At 65.2% G+C, this 17,001-nt stretch carries 12 protein-coding genes; 4 read left to right on the top strand and 8 right to left on the bottom strand.

Annotated features, from left to right (window positions below; all coding sequences use genetic code 11):
* Positions 1 to 85 precede the first annotated feature (85 nt).
* Complete coding sequence (locus tag ACKWRH_RS12985; RefSeq protein ID WP_445220852.1) at positions 86 to 703, top strand: flavin reductase family protein; 618 nt, start codon at positions 86 to 88, stop codon at positions 701 to 703.
* Between the two features lie 81 nt (positions 704 to 784).
* Here the strand turns inward: ACKWRH_RS12985 and yghU are convergent, their stop codons facing one another.
* Together yghU and ACKWRH_RS12975 are read right to left on the bottom strand one after the other, a co-directional pair.
* A complete protein-coding gene (yghU, locus tag ACKWRH_RS12980) occupies positions 785 to 1,660 on the bottom strand; it encodes a glutathione-dependent disulfide-bond oxidoreductase (RefSeq protein ID WP_445220851.1) in 876 nt (291 codons plus the stop codon).
* Between the two features lie 184 nt (positions 1,661 to 1,844).
* Positions 1,845 to 3,503 (bottom strand): flavin-containing monooxygenase, encoded by a 1,659-nt coding sequence (locus ACKWRH_RS12975; RefSeq protein WP_445220850.1) that lies wholly within the window; start codon positions 3,501 to 3,503, stop codon positions 1,845 to 1,847.
* 255 nt (positions 3,504 to 3,758) lie between these two features.
* On the opposite strand from ACKWRH_RS12975, the gene ACKWRH_RS12970 reads away from it, so the two are divergent.
* Positions 3,759 to 4,892, top strand: a complete 1,134-nt coding sequence (locus ACKWRH_RS12970) for a nitronate monooxygenase (RefSeq protein WP_445220849.1) — start codon at positions 3,759 to 3,761, stop codon at positions 4,890 to 4,892.
* 169 nt (positions 4,893 to 5,061) lie between these two features.
* Complete coding sequence (locus ACKWRH_RS12965) at positions 5,062 to 6,573, top strand: acetyl-CoA acetyltransferase (RefSeq protein ID WP_445220848.1); 1,512 nt, start codon at positions 5,062 to 5,064, stop codon at positions 6,571 to 6,573.
* Between the two features lie 102 nt (positions 6,574 to 6,675).
* Here the strand turns inward: ACKWRH_RS12965 and ACKWRH_RS12960 are convergent, their stop codons facing one another.
* From ACKWRH_RS12960 to ltnD, 6 genes are all read right to left on the bottom strand, one after another.
* Entirely contained in the window at positions 6,676 to 7,881 is a 1,206-nt protein-coding gene (locus ACKWRH_RS12960; RefSeq protein WP_445220847.1) for an efflux RND transporter periplasmic adaptor subunit, read from the bottom strand.
* On the bottom strand, positions 7,868 to 11,047 hold the full coding sequence (locus tag ACKWRH_RS12955) for an efflux RND transporter permease subunit (RefSeq protein ID WP_445220846.1): 3,180 nt from the start codon (positions 11,045 to 11,047) through the stop codon (positions 7,868 to 7,870). Before ACKWRH_RS12955 ends, ACKWRH_RS12960 begins: the two co-directional genes overlap by 14 nt.
* Positions 11,048 to 11,291: 244 nt before the next feature.
* Positions 11,292 to 12,983: a methyl-accepting chemotaxis protein gene (locus ACKWRH_RS12950; protein ID WP_445220845.1), complete on the bottom strand. Its 1,692-nt coding sequence runs from the start codon at positions 12,981 to 12,983 to the stop codon at positions 11,292 to 11,294.
* Between the two features lie 170 nt (positions 12,984 to 13,153).
* Positions 13,154 to 14,431, bottom strand: coding sequence for a 3-oxo-tetronate kinase (gene otnK, locus ACKWRH_RS12945; RefSeq protein WP_445220844.1), 1,278 nt, complete (start codon positions 14,429 to 14,431; stop codon positions 13,154 to 13,156).
* A complete protein-coding gene (otnI, locus tag ACKWRH_RS12940; protein ID WP_445220843.1) occupies positions 14,428 to 15,210 on the bottom strand; it encodes a 2-oxo-tetronate isomerase in 783 nt (260 codons plus the stop codon). The genes otnK and otnI overlap by 4 nt, the downstream gene beginning before the upstream one ends.
* Before the next feature lie 16 nt (positions 15,211 to 15,226).
* Positions 15,227 to 16,144, bottom strand: a complete 918-nt coding sequence (ltnD, locus tag ACKWRH_RS12935; protein ID WP_014496893.1) for an L-threonate dehydrogenase — start codon at positions 16,142 to 16,144, stop codon at positions 15,227 to 15,229.
* A 105-nt stretch (positions 16,145 to 16,249) separates the two neighbouring features.
* Between ltnD and otnC the strand changes: the two genes are divergently transcribed.
* Positions 16,250 to 16,924, top strand: coding sequence for a 3-oxo-tetronate 4-phosphate decarboxylase (otnC, locus tag ACKWRH_RS12930; RefSeq protein WP_441497976.1), 675 nt, complete (start codon positions 16,250 to 16,252; stop codon positions 16,922 to 16,924).
* Positions 16,925 to 17,001: the final 77 nt, after the last annotated feature.

The raw sequence follows: 17,001 nt of genomic DNA, 5'->3' as shown, positions 1-17,001 counted from the left end.
GTGCCCACCATTGCGACCGCGCAAGAAGTGGTGGGCACGTTTCGCTTTGCCCACCCTACGAGAATCTTTTCCGCCAGGAGCCACCATGGAATACGCCGCCAGCGACCTGACGCCACGCGAGCGCTACAAGGTGCTGACGTCCTTCATCCTGCCGCGACCGATCGCGTGGGTGACCTCGGTCGGGCCGACCGGCGTCGTCAACGCCGCGCCGTTCAGCTTCTTCAACGCCTTCTGCGAAGATCCGCCGCTGTGCATGTTCGCGGCGAACCGCAAGCCCAACGGCCAGGACAAGGACACGTTTCTCAACATCCAGCGCACCGGCGAGTTCGTGGTCAACCTCGCCGACGAGCCGCTGGCGAAGGCCATGCACGAGAGCAGCGGAGACTTTCCCCCCGAAGTGGGCGAGCCCGACTATCTCGGGCTGAAGCTCGCGCCCTCGACCAGGATCGCCGTGCCGCGGCTCGCCGACACGCCCTGGGCGATGGAGTGCAAGCTCTGGAAGATGATCGACGTCAACGACGATCGCCGGCTGATCATGGGCGAAGGCGTCCACTTCCATATCCGCGACGAATTGTGGGACGACAAGGCGATGCGGGTGCACATGGACCGCTATCACCCGATCGGCCGCATGTTCGCGGATCGCTACTGCCGCACGGATGATCGCGTGGTGTTTCCGGCCGCGGAGGGGACCAAGAAATCGTAGGGCGGATTAGCGCAAGCGTAATCCGCCAAATTCTTGCAAAGAGATGGTGGATTACGCCTTCGGCTAATCCACCCTACGCACCTACGTCGCAGGCTCGATCTTGTCCTGGGTCTTGGTGTCGAAATCGCCGGCGTCGTGGCGCTCGTGGAGCTGGCTGGCGGGATCGCCGGAGACGCGGTTGACCATGCGGCCGCGCTTGACGGCCGGGCGCTTGGCGATCTGGTCGGTCCAGCGCTGCACGTGCTTGTAGTCCTGCACCGACAGGAATTCGCCGGCGCCATAGACCAGCCCCTTGGCGAGCGCGCCATACCAGGGCCACACCGCGATGTCGGCGATGGTGTACTCATTGCCCGCGAGGTACTCGTTGTCGGCAAGGCGCCGGTCGAGAACGTCGAGCTGGCGCTTGACCTCCATCGCAAAGCGATCGATGGCGTATTCGATCTTGGTCGGCGCGTAGGCATAGAAGTGACCAAAACCGCCGCCGAGATAGGGCGCGCTGCCCATCTGCCAGAACAGCCAGGACATGGCTTCGGTGCGGCTCTTGATGTCCTTCGGCAGGAAGGCGCCGAACTTCTCGGCTAGGTAGACCAGGATCGAGCCGGATTCGAACACCCGGATCGGCTCAGGACCGGAGCGGTCCACCAGCGCGGGAATTTTCGAGTTCGGGTTGATGTCGACAAAGCCGCTGCCGAACTGGTCGCCATTGCCGATCCTGATCAGCCAGGCATCGTATTCGGCGCCCTTGTGGCCGAGCGCCAGCAGTTCCTCCAGCATCACCGTGACCTTCACGCCATTCGGCGTCGCCAGCGAATACAGCTGGAAGGGATGCTTGCCGACCGGCAGCTCCTTGTCGTGGGTGGGACCGGCGATGGGCCGGTTGATGCTGGCGAACTGCCCGCCGTTCTCCTTGTTCCAGGTCCAGACTTTGGGCGGCACGTAGGCGGGGGCGTCGGTCATGCGGGGGCTCCGGCGAAAAGATGCGCCTGCATTAATTAGCCCGCGAATGGCCGATGGCAAGGGCGCAGAAATGCATTGCCGGGCGGGGCAACTCTACGTTTCGTCATGGCAGGCCACTTCCGTGCCGTCGTTCCGGGCCCGCCGCTCCGCGCCCCCCGGGAATGACGATCGGAAAGAGCCAGGTTCAGGACGCGGCCGCCGTCAGCCCCTGCTCGGCCCGCCCCAGCAAAAACCCCTCATATCCCTTCGCCGCGACCTCGTCGCAGATCCGGCGGTAGACGCCGACGCCACCGATATAGGGCATGAAGATGCGCGGCTTGCCGGGAATGTTGGCGCCCATGTACCAGGAATTGGCCTGCGGATAGAGCGTGCCGTGGGCGACCTCGTTGACATGGGCGACCCACTTGTCCTCGGCCTCCCCGCCCGCCTCCATGGTGGCAACACCCTGCCTGCGCATGTGGACGAGGCAATCGGCGATCCAGTCGACATGCTGCTCAATCGAGACGATCATGTTCGACAGCACCGACGGACTGCCGGGGCCGGTGATGATGAACAGGTTCGGAAAGCCCGCGCTCATCAGCCCGAGATAGGTCTTTGGGCCTTCCGCCCACTTCTCCTTCAGCGTCCGTCCACCCGGGCCACTGATGTCGATCTTCGCGACCGAGCCAGTCATGGCATCGAACCCCGTCGCCATCACCAGCGCGTCGACCTCGTGGTCCTTGCCCGCGACACGCACGGCATTCGCGGTGATCTCCTCGATCGGATTGGTCTTGATGTCGACCAGCGAGACGTTCGGCCGGTTGAAGGTCGCGAAGTACTCCGTATCGATGCAGATGCGCTTGGTGCCGATCGGATGGCTGTTCGGCTGGAGCAGCTTCGCGGTTTCGGGGTCCTTCACGATCTCGGCGATCTTGCCGCGCACGAAGTTCGCCGCGGTATCGTTCGCGGATCGCTCAAGGCCGAGATTGTTGTAGACATACATGAAGGTGAGCCCGCCGCGCTCCCAGCGCGCCGAATATTTGCCGTTCCTGGTCTCGTCGCTGTCGTCGAGCGCGCCGCGATCGGGCTGCTCGGCGAAAATGCCGTTGCGTGCGACTTCGCGGGCGAAGCGGCGGATCTCCGGATAGGTCCTGCGGAAGTTGTTGCGTTCTTCGTCGGTCAGCGCGGCGTTGCAGGCAGGAATCGAAAAATTCGCCGTGCGCTGAAAGACTGTGAGATGTCGTGCCTGCTCGGCAATGATGGGGGCCGACTGGATACCCGATGAACCAGTCCCGATGAGGCCGACGCGCTGACCCGTGAAATCGACCGGCTCATGCGGCCAGTTGCCGGTGTGGTAGACAGGTCCCTTGAAGCTCTCGAGGCCCTTGATGTCGGGCTTGCGCGCGTTCGAGAGGCAGCCGGTCGCGAGCACGATGAACTGCGCCTCAACCGTCTGGCCGTCCGACGTCATCACCGACCAGCACTTCGCGCGCGCGTCGAACGCCGCGCGCTCGACGCGGGTGTCGAACTGGATGTCGCGGCGAAGATCAAAACGGTCGGCAACGTGGTTGGCGTAGTTCAGGATTTCCGGCTGCGGCGCGTAGCGCTCGCTCCAGTCCCATTCCTGCTGAAGCTCTTCCGAGAACGAGTAGGAGTACTGCATGCTCTCGACATCGCAGCGCGCGCCGGGATAGCGATTCCAGTACCAGGTGCCGCCGACGCCACCACCCTGCTCATAGACGCGCGCCGAGAAGCCAAGACCGCGCAGGCGGTGCAGCATGTACATGCCGGCAAAGCCCGCGCCGACGACGACCACGTCGTAGGCCTTCACGGTTCGGGCCGGACCCGCTTGCGCTTGCGACATCGGTTGGCGCTCCCTCGCTGTTTTCTCTTTGTTTGAGCCAGCATTCTCACAGACCCACAAAAGCGCAAGAGGCAAATCGGCGGGCTCCGGTCTGTTTATTTTGTGCAGCGGAATGGCTCATCCGCCGCGTGGCGTCTGCACGCAAGATGCGCGGCCAAATCCGGATTGGCATCGCGGGTGACGATGAGCTAGCGTCGAAGCGCCTTCGCTCAAGCAAAGCAACAACAGCAACGCGACGGCTGCCGGGAGAGAGCCATGAAATCGCCGATCTGCGACATGCTGGGCATCGAGTTCCCGCTGCTCGCCTTCAGCCATTGCCGCGACGTCGTTGCCGCCGTCAGCCGAGCCGGTGGCTTTGGCGTGTTAGGCGCCACCGTGCACACGCCCGACACGCTCGAACGCGAGCTGAAATGGATCGACGATCATGTCGACGGCAAGCCCTACGGCATCGACGTGCTGATCCCCGAAAACATCTCGACCGCAGGCGAGAAGGACGTCACCTGGAAGAGCCTGGAGGCGCGCGTGCCGCAGGAGCACCGCGCCTACACGCGTAACCTGCTGAAGAAGTACGACATCGAGTTGACGACAAGTGATGTGGCCGACAACCAGCCGCAACCGTTCGATGCAAAGACGGCACTTCAGCTGCTCGAGGTCTCCTTCAACCATCCGATCCGTCTGATCGCCAACGCGCTGGGCGTGCCGCCGAAGGCGATGATCGAGATGGGCAGGAAGCACGGCGTACCGGTTGCCGCCCTCGTCGGCGCCAAGGAGCATGCCCTGCGCCAGGTCGCGGCCGGCGTCGACATTCTCGTGGTGCAGGGCACCGAGGCCGGCGGCCATTGCGGCGAGGTCTCCACCCTGGTGCTGGTGCCGGAGGTGATCAAGGCGATCAAGAATATCCGCGACGTGCCGGTGCTCGCGGCCGGCGGCATCATGACGGGACGGCAGATGGCCGCCTGCATGGCGATGGGCGCGGCGGGCGCCTGGACCGGCTCGGTGTGGCTCGCCACCGTCGAGGCCGAGACCACGGAGATCTTCCGCGAGAAGATGATCGCGGCGTCCTCGCGCGACGCGATCCGTTCGAAGGGACGTACCGGCAAGCCGGCACGCCAGCTCCGCTCGGTCTGGACCGATGCCTGGGATCGCGCGCCGGATAGCCCAGGCGCGCTGCCGATGCCGCTGCAAAGCATCGTCAGCCGCGACGCCTTCAACGCGATCGATCGCGCGGCGGCGAGCGGCAACGCCAAGGCGCGCGACCTCGTCAGCTATTTCGTCGGCCAGGGCGTCGGCCTGATCGACAGCGTGAAGTCGGCGGGCGCGGTGGTGCAGGAGTTCAAGGAAGAATTTGCCGAGGCCGTCGAGCACATGAATGCACTGGTGGCGGAGTGACGGTGTGCGCGGCCCATCCTTCGAGGCTCGCCAAGCGGCGCGATGCGCCCCTCGGCTCGCACCTCAGGATGACGCTGCGTCCGTAGCCGTCATCCTGAGGTGGCCGCTTCTTCAGCGGCCCTCGAAAGACGACGGCGTGCCAAAAATCTGAAACGTGAAACAAGAAGAAATGACCAAGACCTCAATCCCGGAAGACCGCATCCCCGTCATCGTCGGCATCGGCGAGATCGTCGACCGACCCAAGGAGATCACCGACGGCCTCGAGCCGCTGGATCTGCTCGAACAGGCGCTACGGCGGGCCGAGCAGGACGCCGGCGCAAAACTGCTTGGCGAGCTGCAGTCGCTCGACGTCGTCAACTTCCTGAGCTGGCGTTATCGCGATCCGGAAAAGCTTTTGGCGCAGCGGCTCGGCATTGCGCCTGCGCATTGCTATTACGGCCCGGTGGGCGGCGAGAGCCCGATCCGCTACATCCACGAGGCGGCAAAGCGCATCGCGCGTGGCGAATGCACAGTGGCGGCAATCTGCGGCGCGGAGGCGCAGTCGACCGCGACCAAGGCGGAGCGCGCCGGGGTCAAGCTACCCTGGACGGCATTCGCCCATGACGTCGAGGAGCCCAAGCGTGGTGCGGCATTCCAGAAGCCGCTGGCGGTGAAGCTCGGCGTGTTCCGTCCCGTCACCGTTTATCCATTCTATGAGTCCGCCTCCTCCGCCCATTGGGGCCAGACGCCGCGCGAAGCCATGGCAGAGTCCGGCACGCTGTGGTCGCGCTACTCCGAGGCCGCCGCCGAAAATCCCAACGCCTGGCTGAAGCGGCGCTATGAGCCGGACGAGATCACAACGCCGACGGCCGACAACCGGCTGATCGCGTGGCCCTACAACAAGCTCATGGTCGCCAACCCCAGCGTCAACATGGGCGGCGCGCTGCTGCTCACCAGCCTCGCCAAGGCGCGCGCGGCCGGCATCGCGGAGGACAAGCTGGTCTACCCGCTCGGCGGCGCCTCGGCCGAAGAGCCGCGCGACTATCTCTTACGCGACCAGTTTTACGAGAGCCATCCGCAGAACGCAGTGCTGAAGGCGGTGATGGACCTCGCCGGCGGCGACGGCAAAAAGTTCGACGCGATCGAGCTCTATAGCTGCTTCCCCTGCGTACCCAAGATGGCGCGGCGGACGCTTGGCCTCGGGGCCGACGTGCAGCCGACCGTGACCGGTGGCCTGACCTTCTTCGGTGCGCCGCTCAACACCTACATGACACACGCGGCCTGCGCGATGGTGCGGCGTGTGCGCGATGGTGCCAAGCTCGGGCTGCTCTACGGCCAGGGCGGCTTCGTCACCAAGCACCACGCATTGGTGGTGTCGAAGACGCCGCGTGAGGCGTTGGCGCAGGAGACGAGCGTGCAAGGCGAGGCCGACCGCAACAAGCGCGCAGTGCCCGAGTTCGTCACGGATGCCTCAGGCAGGGGCAAGGTCGAGAGCTTTACGGTGCTCTATGGCCGCGGCGGCGAGGTCGAACACGGCGTGGCGATGCTGCGGACGGCGGACGAGCGGCGCACACTCGCGCGCATTCCGGCGAGCGACGCGGCGACTCTGGCGCGTCTGCTCAACATGGACCGCACGCCGGTGGGGTCGCTCGGCGAGATCACGATGGCTGCGGATGGCGTTCCGGAGTGGCGGGTGGCGTAGCTCGCATAGGGTGGGTTAGCGCAGCGTAACCCACCTCTTTAGCCTCCGCGGTGACAGAAGCGGTGGGTTACGCCTGCGGCTAACCCACCCTACAAGAGCGCCTTAGCCCTTCGGCGCCTGCTTCTCCGACGCCGTCGCCGGCTTGCCCTTGGCACCAGCACCGCCGCCGACGCGAACCTGGTCGCCGTCGGAAAGGCCATCCGGCGGGGCAGTGATGACGCGGTCGTCGGGTGCGATGCCCGAGGCGAGCTCAATCTCCTTGCCAAGATCGCGCGCGATGGTCACGGTCTTGAACTGCACCTTGTCGTCGGGGCCGACGGTCGCAACACGCAGACCGCTGCCGTTGAAGATCAGGGCGCTGGCGGGAATGCTCAGCGGCGCGATGTCGCGCTGGAGGTTGAGCTTCACACTGGCATAGCCGCCCGGCATCAACTCGCCGCTGGAATTGTCGAGCCCGAGCTGCATGCGGGTGGTGCCTGAGGCAACGTCGACGGCCTGCGAGGACGCCTCGACCGTCGCCTGGAAGGTCCGGTTCGGGTATTCCGGCATGACCATGGTGGCCTTGGCGCCGATCTTGATCGCCGGCACATAGTTCTGGGGAACGTTGACGTAAACGCGCAGCTTGGTGATGTCGGAGACCACGAACATCGCCGGGCCGGAGCCGCCGCCGGCATTGATCAGCGCGCCGACGTCGGTATCGCGCGCCGTGACCACGCCGTCGAACGGCGCGGTGATCTTCTTGTAGCCGGCCAGCGCTTCCAGCCGCTCGACGTTGGCCTGGCCCGAATGGACGGCTGCGTTCTTGTTGGAGAGATCGGCAGTGCGCTCGTCGATCTCCTGCGCCGAGACGAAGTTGGAGGCGACCAGCGTCTTGCGCCGGTTGAGCGTTGCTTCCGAGAGCCTGGCACTGGCCTGTTGGCTGGCGAGGTCGGCACGGGCCTGAAGCAGTTGCTGGTCGAGGTCGGGCGCCTCGATCTCGGCGATCACCTGCCCCGCCTTGACGCGCGCGCCCATGTCGACGCTCCAGCTCTTCAGGTAGCCGGAGACGCGCGCGAAGATCGGCGCGCGGTAATAGGCCTCGAGCCGGCCCGGCAGGTCGATGGTGGCGTTGAGAGCCTTCGCATTGGGCAGCGTCACGACGACGCTGGGAACGGCCTGATCGTCGGTCCATTCCTTCAGCTTGGAGCCCTGCTCCTCGCGAGCACGAATGCCGGTGCCGACGACGAGGCCTGCCGCAATCAGCGCCACCACGCCGAAGATGCCCAGTTTCCGGTGCGACACCGGGGAGCGGGGTTCAGTGGGCGACATGCGGAGTCTCCAATGGGGCGGCGGCTTTGGCGCCTTGTTTCTTGTGTACCATACTGAACACCACGGGAACAAACATCAGCGTGGCGAAAGTTGCAAAGATCAGGCCGCCGATCACGGCGCGGCCAAGGGGCGCATTCTGCTCGCCGCCCTCCCCGAGCCCCAGGGCCATCGGCGCCATGCCGATGATCATGGCGAGCGCGGTCATCAGCACCGGGCGGAACCGGACGAACCCGGCCTCGAGTGCAGCGGCGATGGGGTCACCGAGCTCCTCGTAGCGCTCGCGGGCGAAGGAGATCACCAGCACGCTGTTGGCGGTGGCAACGCCCATGCACATGATCGCGCCGGTCAGGGCGGGCACCGACAGCGTCGTCTCGGTCATGAACAGCATCCAGACGATGCCGGCGAGCGCGGCCGGCAGCGCCGTGATGATCACGAACGGATCGGACCAGGACTGGAAGTTCACGACGATCAGGAAGTAGATCAGCACGACGGCACCGAGCAGGCCGAACAGAAGACCGGTGAAGGCGCTGTTCATGGTCTGCACCTGGCCGAGCAGCACCACGGAGGAGCCCTTCGGCACGTCCTTGGCCGTGTCGGCGATCACCTTGCGGATATCGTTCGACACCGCGCCGAGATCGCGGCCCGAGGTCGTAGCAAAGATCTGCACCATCGACTGGATGTCGTATTGCGACACCACCGCGCTCGAGGTCGAGCGCTTGATGTCGGCAATGCCGCCGAGGATAGGCGATTGGGAATTGCCGGCCGCCGTGATCGGCAGCGTCTGGAGCGCGCTGAGCGAGTCGATCTGATATTGCGGCGTCTGCATCACGATCGAGTAGGACACGCCGTTGTCCGGATTGAGGTAGTAGGTCGGCGCCACCTGCGAAGAGCCGGCGAGATTGACCACGAGGCTGTTGGTGACGTCGCGCTCGGTCAGACCGACATATTGCGCGCGGGTGCGGTCGACGTCGATGTTGAAGGTGGGATTGTTCGGCGACTGCTGGATGCGCGCATCGGCAACGCCCGGAATCTTGCGAACCTTCGCCAGCAGATTGTTGGCGTAGGCAAAGTTGGCGTTGATGTTGGCGCCGCGGATCTGCAGGTCAATCGGCGCCGGCGCGCCGAAGTTCAGGATCTGGCTGACGATGTCGGCCGGGAGGAACGCGAAGCTGACGCCGGGGAACAGGCGCGGCAGCTGCTCGCGCAGTACGCGCACGTGCTCTTCCGTCGGCTTGTGGCCCTCTTTCAGCTTGATCTGGATGTCGCCGTCCTGCGGGCCGATCACGCCCGTGTTGTTATAGGTCATGTTGATGCCGGAGATCGGCATGCCGATATTGTCGGTCAGCGTCTCGATTTCGCCGGGGATCAGCTTGCGGATCGCCTTCTGGACGTCGGCGAGCTGGTTGGCCGTCTCCTCCACGCGGGTGCCGACCTGGGTACGGACGTGCATCAGGATATTGCCGGCATCGACCGCCGGGAAGAAGTTGCGCCCGAGGAACGGCACCAGCGCGAAGGACGCGCCGACCACGCAGAGGAAGCCGATCACGAACACCGCGCGGTGCGCCAGCGCGAGCCCGAGGAAGTCATGGTAGCCGCCGCGAATGCGCTCGAACCGGGCCTCGAAGCCGCGCTGGAACCAGACCAGCGGATTGCGCGACTTCGGCGGGACGCCCTCGTGATGGACGTGCGCCTGTAGCAGATAGTTCGCCATGGTCGGCACCAGCGTGCGCGACAGGATGAACGACCAGATCATAGCGAACATCACGGCTTCCGCCATCGGCACGAACAGGAAGCGCGCGACGCCGGAGAGGAAGAACATCGGCACGAACACGATGCAGATGCAGAGCAGCGAGACGAAGGCCGGCGTCACGATCTGGTTGGCGCCGTCGAGAATCGACTGCTCGACCGGCTTGCCCTGCTCCAGATGGTAGTTGATGTTCTCGATGGTCACGGTGGCGTCGTCGACGAGGATGCCGACCGCGAGCGCAAGGCCGCCGAGCGTCATGATGTTGAGCGTCTCGCCGATCGCCGACAGCATGATGATGGCGCCGAGCACCGAGAGCGGGATCGAGACTGCGATGATGACCGTGGAGCGCCAGCTGCCGAGGAACAGCAGGATCATGACGCTGGTCAGCAGCGCAGCGATCACGCCTTCGACTGCGACGCCTTGAATCGCGCCGCGGACGAACACCGACTGGTCGCCGATGAAGCCGATCTTCAGCGCGTCCGGCAGCTGGTCCTTGACGTCGATCACCTTCTGCTTGATGCCTGCGATGATATCGAGCGTCGAGGTCGCGCCCGCCTTCAGCACCATCATCAGCACCGAGCGATTGCCGTCGACGTGGACGATGTTGGTCTGCGGCGGATTACCGTCACGCACGGTCGCGACGTCGCGCACATAGACCATCGCGCCGTTGACGGTCCTGATCGGCAGATTGCCGAGCTCGTCGATCTTCAGCGGCGAGTTGTTGAGCTGGATGTTGTATTCGAACTGGCCGATCTTCTGGGTGCCGACCGGCGTGATCAGGTTCTGGGCTGCGAGCGCGTTGGCGACGTCCTGGCCCGACAGGCCACGGGCCTGGAGCGCGGTCGGATCGAGGTCGATCTGGATTTGGCGCTGCTTGCCGCCGAACGGATACGGGATCGCCGCGCCGGGCACGGTGACCAGCGGGGTGCGCAGATTGTTAATGCCGATATCGGCGAGGTTCTGCTCGGTCAGGCCATCGCCCGACAAAGCTACCTGGATGATCGGCACGGTCGAGGCGGAGTAGTTCAGGATCAGGGGCGGCGTTGCGCCCGGCGGCATCTGCTTCAGCAGCGTCTGCGAGATCGCGGTGACCTGCGCGTTGGCGGTGCGGATGTCGACGTTCGGCTGGAAGAAGATCTTGATGATGCCAAAGCCGTTATAGGAGTTGGCGGCAATGTGCTCGATGTCGTTGACCGTCGTCGTCAGCGCGCGCTGGAACGGCGTGGTGATGCGGCCGGACATCTGGTCCGGCGGCAGGCCGGTGTACTGCCAGACCACGCCGATCACGGGGATGCGGATGTCCGGGAAGATGTCGGTCGGCGTCCGCAGGGCCGCCAGCGGCCCGATGATCAGGAGCAGAAGCGCGAGCACGACAAACGTGTAGGGTCGGCTCAGGGCAATACGGACCAGAGCAATCATTGGTCAGGCAATTCCAAATCGGGGACAGGGAACACGCCCCACGGGTTCCTGAGGCTGATTTACCCGAACACCGCGGAAATGGCCAACGACAGCGCCGCCCCGTGCGGTCACTTCCCTGCTATCGCACCGCGAAATCGCATTCCAGATATGCAGCCTGCGGCCGGAAGATTGCGGAAGCGGCTTACCCCCGTAAAAAAAGCGGCACCCGCAGGCGCCGCTTTCAGAACTGCGATCGTGTCCCGGCTCAGGCCGCGCGGACGTTGGTCAGGAACTTGCTGACCTCGGTCTTGAGGCGGCTCGAGTCGTTGGACAGCATCTGCGCTGCCGACAGCACCTGCGAGGAGGCCGTGCCGGTCTCGGTCGCGCCGCGCTGCACATCGGTGATGTTGGAGGAGACCTGCTGGGTGCCCTGCGCCGCCTGCTGCACGTTGCGGGCGATCTCCTGGGTCGCTGCGCCCTGCTCTTCCACCGCAGCCGCAATCGCCGAGGAGATTTCGGAGAGACGCTCAATGGTCGAGGAGATCTCCTTGATGGCGCCGACCGAGTCGTTGGTCGCGGCCTGGATGCCGGAGATCTGCTGGCCGATCTCGCCGGTCGCCTTGGCGGTCTGCTCGGCGAGCGCCTTCACCTCGGAGGCGACCACCGCGAAGCCGCGGCCGGCTTCACCGGCACGCGCCGCCTCGATGGTGGCGTTCAGCGCCAAGAGGTTAGTCTGGCCCGCGATGGTGTTGATCAGCTCGACGACGTCGCCGATGCGGGAAGCCGCCTTGGAGAGTTCGCTGACGCGCTCGGTGGTGGCACGGGCCTGGCCGACGGCATCGCCCGCCATCCGCGCAGATTCCTGCACCTGACGGCTGATCTCGCCGACCGACGACGCCATCTCCTCGGTGGCAGAGGCCACCGACTGCACGTTGGTCGAGGCTTCCTCGGAAGCCGCGGCGACCGTGGTCGCCATCCGCTGCGAGCGGTCGGCGGTCGAGGTCAGCGTCGAGGCGGAGGCCTCGAGCTGGGTCGAGGCCGAGGACACGGTCTGGACAATCTCGCCGATCATGGTTTCGAAATCGCGGGTGATGCCGTCGACGCGACGGCCGCGCTCGATCTTGGCATCGGCATCGGCGGCGGCGGCCTCATCGGCGGCTTTCTTGGCGATCAAGGCTTCCTTGAAGATCTGGAGCACATCGGCCATGGCGCCGATCTCGGTCTTCTCGCCGCGATGCGGGACTTCGGCGGAGAGGTCGCCCTTGCCGAGCGCCTGCATCGGCTGGATGATCGAGTTGATGCCGGCGGAGACGTCCTGGACCAGGTAGAAGCTGACGCCGATGCCGATGATCACGGCGGCGCCGAGGATGATCGAGACCAGCATGAAGGCATAGAAATAGCTGTCGGCGGCATCCTGGGCAGCCTGGTCGCCGCCCTTGGTGTTGAGCTCGATGTCCTTCATCAGGACCTCATCCGACGCAAGGCCGATCTTGTTGACCGTCTTGGTGTTCAGCTCCTGTGCGTCATGCGGGACCTTGCCGGCCTCCTTGCGCGACAGCGCCATGACGTCTTCGGTGCCCTTCTTGTAGTCGTCCCAGAGCTTGGCCCATTCGTTGTACAGCCTGCGCTCTTCCGGAGTGGTGATCATCGGCTCGTAGTTCCTGCGAGCCTTGCCGAGCGCCTCGATCACGGTGCCGGCCGTCTTCTCGTTGGCGAGCTTGTCTTCGAGGGTTTCGGCCAGCATGTGCTGGCGAACGACGTTGCGGTAGGTGATGACGCTGGCGCGCAGTTCGCCGAGCACCCGGACGCTGGGCAGCCAGCTCGTGGTGATGTCGGTGGTGTTGGCGTTCATCGACCGCATCTTCGTGACGGCGAGCAGGCCCATGCCGGTCATCGCGACCAGCAGGAACGCCACGACACTGATGATCTTGGCGCGAATGGAAATGGTGGCGAACATAATCGGGTCTCGTTGTGCTGGCGCGGGCGCGCGTCCGGGAGGTCTTAACAATCAACCAAAAGGAGCGACGCCGACATCAGACAACAGAGCGACTGAGCAGATGTTAACTACGACTCCGTTCGAGTACGGAGCCTGAAAGAAATGAACAGGCAGCTAAGAACGTCCTGCCCTCAGCGCATGAGCCCAAGCGCGTCCGCGAAGAATTCCGGCCCGCCGAAATTTCCGGACTTCAGCGCGAGCAGCATCTCGCCTGTTTCAGCGCCGACGGCGCGCAACACCGGGACGCCCGCAGCGATCTCCGCGCCGACCAGGAAGCCGGGAAGCCCGAGGCGATCGACGACGGCGCCGGAGGTCTCGCCGCCAGCCACGACCAGCCGCCGGACGCCTGATTTGACTAGGTTTTCCGCAATGTCGGCCATCGCCTGCTCGATGGCGTGACCGGCCGCATCGCGGCCGTGGCGCGCCTGCAGGGCGGCGACCTGATCCGGTGTCGCGCTCGACGCGATCAGGACCGGACCGTCGGCGAGCCGCGGCTTAGCCCAGGCGATCGCGCGCTGCACTTCGTCCGCTCCCGTAAGAATACGGTCCTGATCGAGATGGAGCACCGCCATGACGCGTTCGGCGTTGGCGATCTGCTGAAGCGTCGCCTGCGAGCAGCTTCCGGCGAGGCAAGCCGCCGGTCCGCCGATGGCGGCGTCCGACCCGCCGCTGCCAGCTGCTGACTTGACCTTGCCCGTCGAGACCAGAGCCCGCGCCAGTCCGAGGCCGATGCCGGAGGCGCCGACCGACAGCCTATGCTGGGCAGCGACGAGGCCGATGGTCTCGAGGTCGCGGTCGAACACGGCATCGATGATCGCGGCACCGATGCCCTTGCCTGATAGTTCGGCAAGCCGAGCCCGCACGGCCTCCGCGCCGCGGGTGACGGTCGCGAGATCGACCAGACCCACCTGCGTCTTGCTCTGGCGTGCCAGCACGCGCACCAGGTTGGAATCGCGCATTGGATTGAGCGGATGGTCCTTGAGCGGGCTCTCGTTCAGCGGCACGGCGCCGACGAACAGATTGCCCTGATAGACCGTGCGACCGGTCTCCGGGAAAGCCGGCGTCACCAGCACGACGGCCTCGCCGCTATCGGCGCGCAGCGCGTCCATCACCGGGCCGATATTGCCCGCATCGGTGGAATCGAAGGTCGAGCAGATCTTGAACAGCACGTGGCGCGCCCCGCGGCCACGCAGCCATTTCTCCGCCGCACGCGAGCGCGACACGGCAAGGCCTGCCTCGATCGAGCGGCTCTTCAGTGACACCACGACGGCGTCGACTTCGGGCAGCGCGAGATCGTCCGCGGGCACGCCGATGGTCTGCACGGTACGCAGGCCCGCGCGCGTCAGCGTGTTGGCGAGATCGGAGGCGCCGGTATAGTCGTCGGCGATGCAACCAAGCGCGAGCGTCACGGCTTCACTCCCGCATAAGGCTTGAACCAGGCAAGGCCATCGGTGGTCTTCCCGCGCGGATTGTATTCGCAGCCGACGAACCCGGTATAGCCGAGCCGGTCGAGTTCAGTGAACAGGAACGGATAATTCAGCTCCTCCCCGTCGGGCTCGTTGCGCGAGGGAACGCTGGCGATCTGGATGTGCCCGATGATCGGCATCATCTCGCGCAAGCGCATGGTGACGTCGCCGTGGATGATCTGGCAGTGATAGATGTCGAACTGGAGCTTCAGGTTTGCCAGTCTCAGCTCCTGGATCAGGTCGCGCGCGAAGCCAAAATCGTTGAGGAAGTAGCCGGGCACATTGCGCGCATTGATCGGCTCGAGCACGATGTCGATGCCGTGCGGAGCGAAGAACTCCGCAGCCCACGCCACCGATTTGTAGAACGCCTCGATCGCGACGCGCTCGCCGCGGTTGGCAATGCCGGCCATCAAGTGCAGCCGCTTGACGCCGGTCGCCTTGGCGTAAGGCAACGCCGTCTCCAGGCTCGCCTTGAGATCGGAGAAGCGCTGGGGAAGAGCAGCAAAGCCCTTCTCGCCGGCATTCCAATCGCCCGGCGGCAGGTTGAACAGCGCCTGCGTCAAACCGTTGCGCCTGAGCCGCTCGCCGACCACCTCGGCCGGATGCTCGTAGGGAAAGAGGAATTCGACCGCGGTGAAGCCCGCTTGCGCGGCGGCGTCGAAACGGTCGAGGAACGGCACCTCGGTGAACATCATCGAGAGGTTGGCGGCGAAACGGGGCATCGGAATCCTCTTGGCTCTACTTGTCGCCGGGAAGTTTTACGCCGGTGACCTGCGCATACATGCGCGCGACCGAGGCGTCGTCATCGCGGCCCATGCCGGCGGCGGATGTCATCAGAAACATCTGGAGAGCAGCGGCGGAGACCGGCACCGGGAATCGGGCGCTGCGCGCCATGTCCTGGATGATGCCGAGGTCCTTGACGAAGATCTCCACCGCGCTGCGCGGCGTGTAATCGCCGTCGAGCACGTGCGGCATGCGGTTCTCGAACATCCAGGAATTGCCGGCTGAGGCCGTGATCACCTCATAGACCTTGCGGATGTCGAGGCCCTGCTTGGCCGCGAACGCCATCGCTTCGCTGGCGGCGGCGATATGCACGCCGGCCAGCAACTGGTTGATCATCTTGAAGGCGGCGCCCTGCCCTGCGGCATCGCCGAGCTCGTAGAGTTTTGCCGCCATGGCATCGAGCGCCGGCCGCGCCTTTGCAAAGGCAGCGGGACTGCCGGAGGCAAGGATCGTCAGCTCGCCTTGGGCTGCGCGCTGCGCGCCGCCGGAGATCGGCGCATCCAGATAGTGACGGCCGGTCGCCTCCAACTGCTTTGCGAGGCGACGAGCCACATCCGGGTCCATGGTGGCGGAGGACAGGAAGACGCTGTCCTTCGGCAGGGTCTCGGCGGCGCCATCCTTGCCGAACAGGATGGTCTCGGTCTGCGCGGCATTGACGACGACGCTGACGACGATGTCGGCGCCCTTGGCCGCTTCCGCCGGCGTGCTGGCGCCTGCGCCGCCGTCCTTCACGAAACGCGCCACCGCGTCAGCCGAGACGTCGCAGCCGGTCACCGCATGACCGGCGCGCTTCAGCGAGGTCGCCATGCCGAACCCCATCGAGCCGAGCCCGATGACGGCGATACGCTGATTTTGTGACGTGGAGGCGGACATGCAACTGACCCTTGCGAACGTTTCCTGGACGGCCGCCCTTTGCGGCGGCTCACTGATCCGAATAACACGGCTTGGCCGCGCTGCCAAAGCGTGAGACAAGCGGGCATGACGGCTATGAGCAACGAGACCCGGCTGCGTGAGGATATCTGCCGCTTCGGACGGTCCTTGTTCGAGCGCGGGCTGACACCGGGCTCTTCCGGCAATATCAGCGTCAAGATGCACGACGGGGGTTGGCTCGTCACCCCCACCAACGCCTCGCTCGGCTTCCTCGACCCGGCGCGACTCTCGCGGCTGGACGCACGGGGGCGCCTCCTCTCGGGCGATGCGCCGACCAAGGAAGTTCCGCTGCACACCGCGCTCTACGATACGCGCGAAAGCGCGCGGGCGATCGTGCATCTGCATTCCACCCATTCGGTCGCGCTCTCGATGCTGCCCGAGATCGACCCGCGCGCCGCACTGCCGCCGATGACGGCTTATTATCTGATGAAATGCGGCGCCACTGCGCTTGTGCCCTATTACCGCCCCGGCGATCCCGCGGTTGCGGATGCAATCAAGGGGCTGGCAGGCAAATATTCATCCGTGCTGCTCGCCAATCACGGCCCGGTGGTCGCCGGCGACACGCTGGAGGCCGCGGTGTTCGCGACGGAGGAGCTGGAGGAGACGGCGAAGCTGTACCTGCTGCTGCGCGGGATGAACCCGCGGTATCTCTCGCCGGAGCAGGTGAAAGATCTGGTGAAGGTGTTCGGGGTGACGCTGCCGGAGCATGGGCACGAGCATTGACCCCACAAACCTACCGTCATCCTTCGAGGCGCGCGAAGAGCGCGCATCTCAGGATGACGGCTGAGATTGCGGTGGCA

The organism is Bradyrhizobium sp. Pa8 (assembly GCF_052588265.1).
This window is presented reverse-complemented; position numbering and strand designations above follow the sequence as displayed.

Excerpts from the sequence above, each read along its gene's own strand:
- ACKWRH_RS12985 (WP_445220852.1), top strand. The coding sequence starts at position 86 with ATGGAATACGCCGCCAGCGACCTGACGCCACGCGAGCGCTACAAGGTG.
- ACKWRH_RS12970 (WP_445220849.1), top strand. The coding sequence starts at position 3,759 with ATGAAATCGCCGATCTGCGACATGCTGGGCATCGAGTTCCCGCTGCTC.
- otnI (WP_445220843.1), bottom strand. The coding sequence starts at position 15,210 with ATGCCCCGTTTCGCCGCCAACCTCTCGATGATGTTCACCGAGGTGCCG.
- ACKWRH_RS12965 (WP_445220848.1), top strand. The coding sequence starts at position 5,062 with ATGACCAAGACCTCAATCCCGGAAGACCGCATCCCCGTCATCGTCGGC.
- ACKWRH_RS12975 (WP_445220850.1), bottom strand. The coding sequence starts at position 3,503 with ATGTCGCAAGCGCAAGCGGGTCCGGCCCGAACCGTGAAGGCCTACGAC.
- ltnD (WP_014496893.1), bottom strand. The coding sequence starts at position 16,144 with ATGTCCGCCTCCACGTCACAAAATCAGCGTATCGCCGTCATCGGGCTC.
- ACKWRH_RS12955 (WP_445220846.1), bottom strand. The coding sequence starts at position 11,047 with ATGATTGCTCTGGTCCGTATTGCCCTGAGCCGACCCTACACGTTTGTC.
- ACKWRH_RS12950 (WP_445220845.1), bottom strand. The coding sequence starts at position 12,983 with ATGTTCGCCACCATTTCCATTCGCGCCAAGATCATCAGTGTCGTGGCG.
- otnC (WP_441497976.1), top strand. The coding sequence starts at position 16,250 with ATGACGGCTATGAGCAACGAGACCCGGCTGCGTGAGGATATCTGCCGC.
- yghU (WP_445220851.1), bottom strand. The coding sequence starts at position 1,660 with ATGACCGACGCCCCCGCCTACGTGCCGCCCAAAGTCTGGACCTGGAAC.
- ACKWRH_RS12960 (WP_445220847.1), bottom strand. The coding sequence starts at position 7,881 with ATGTCGCCCACTGAACCCCGCTCCCCGGTGTCGCACCGGAAACTGGGC.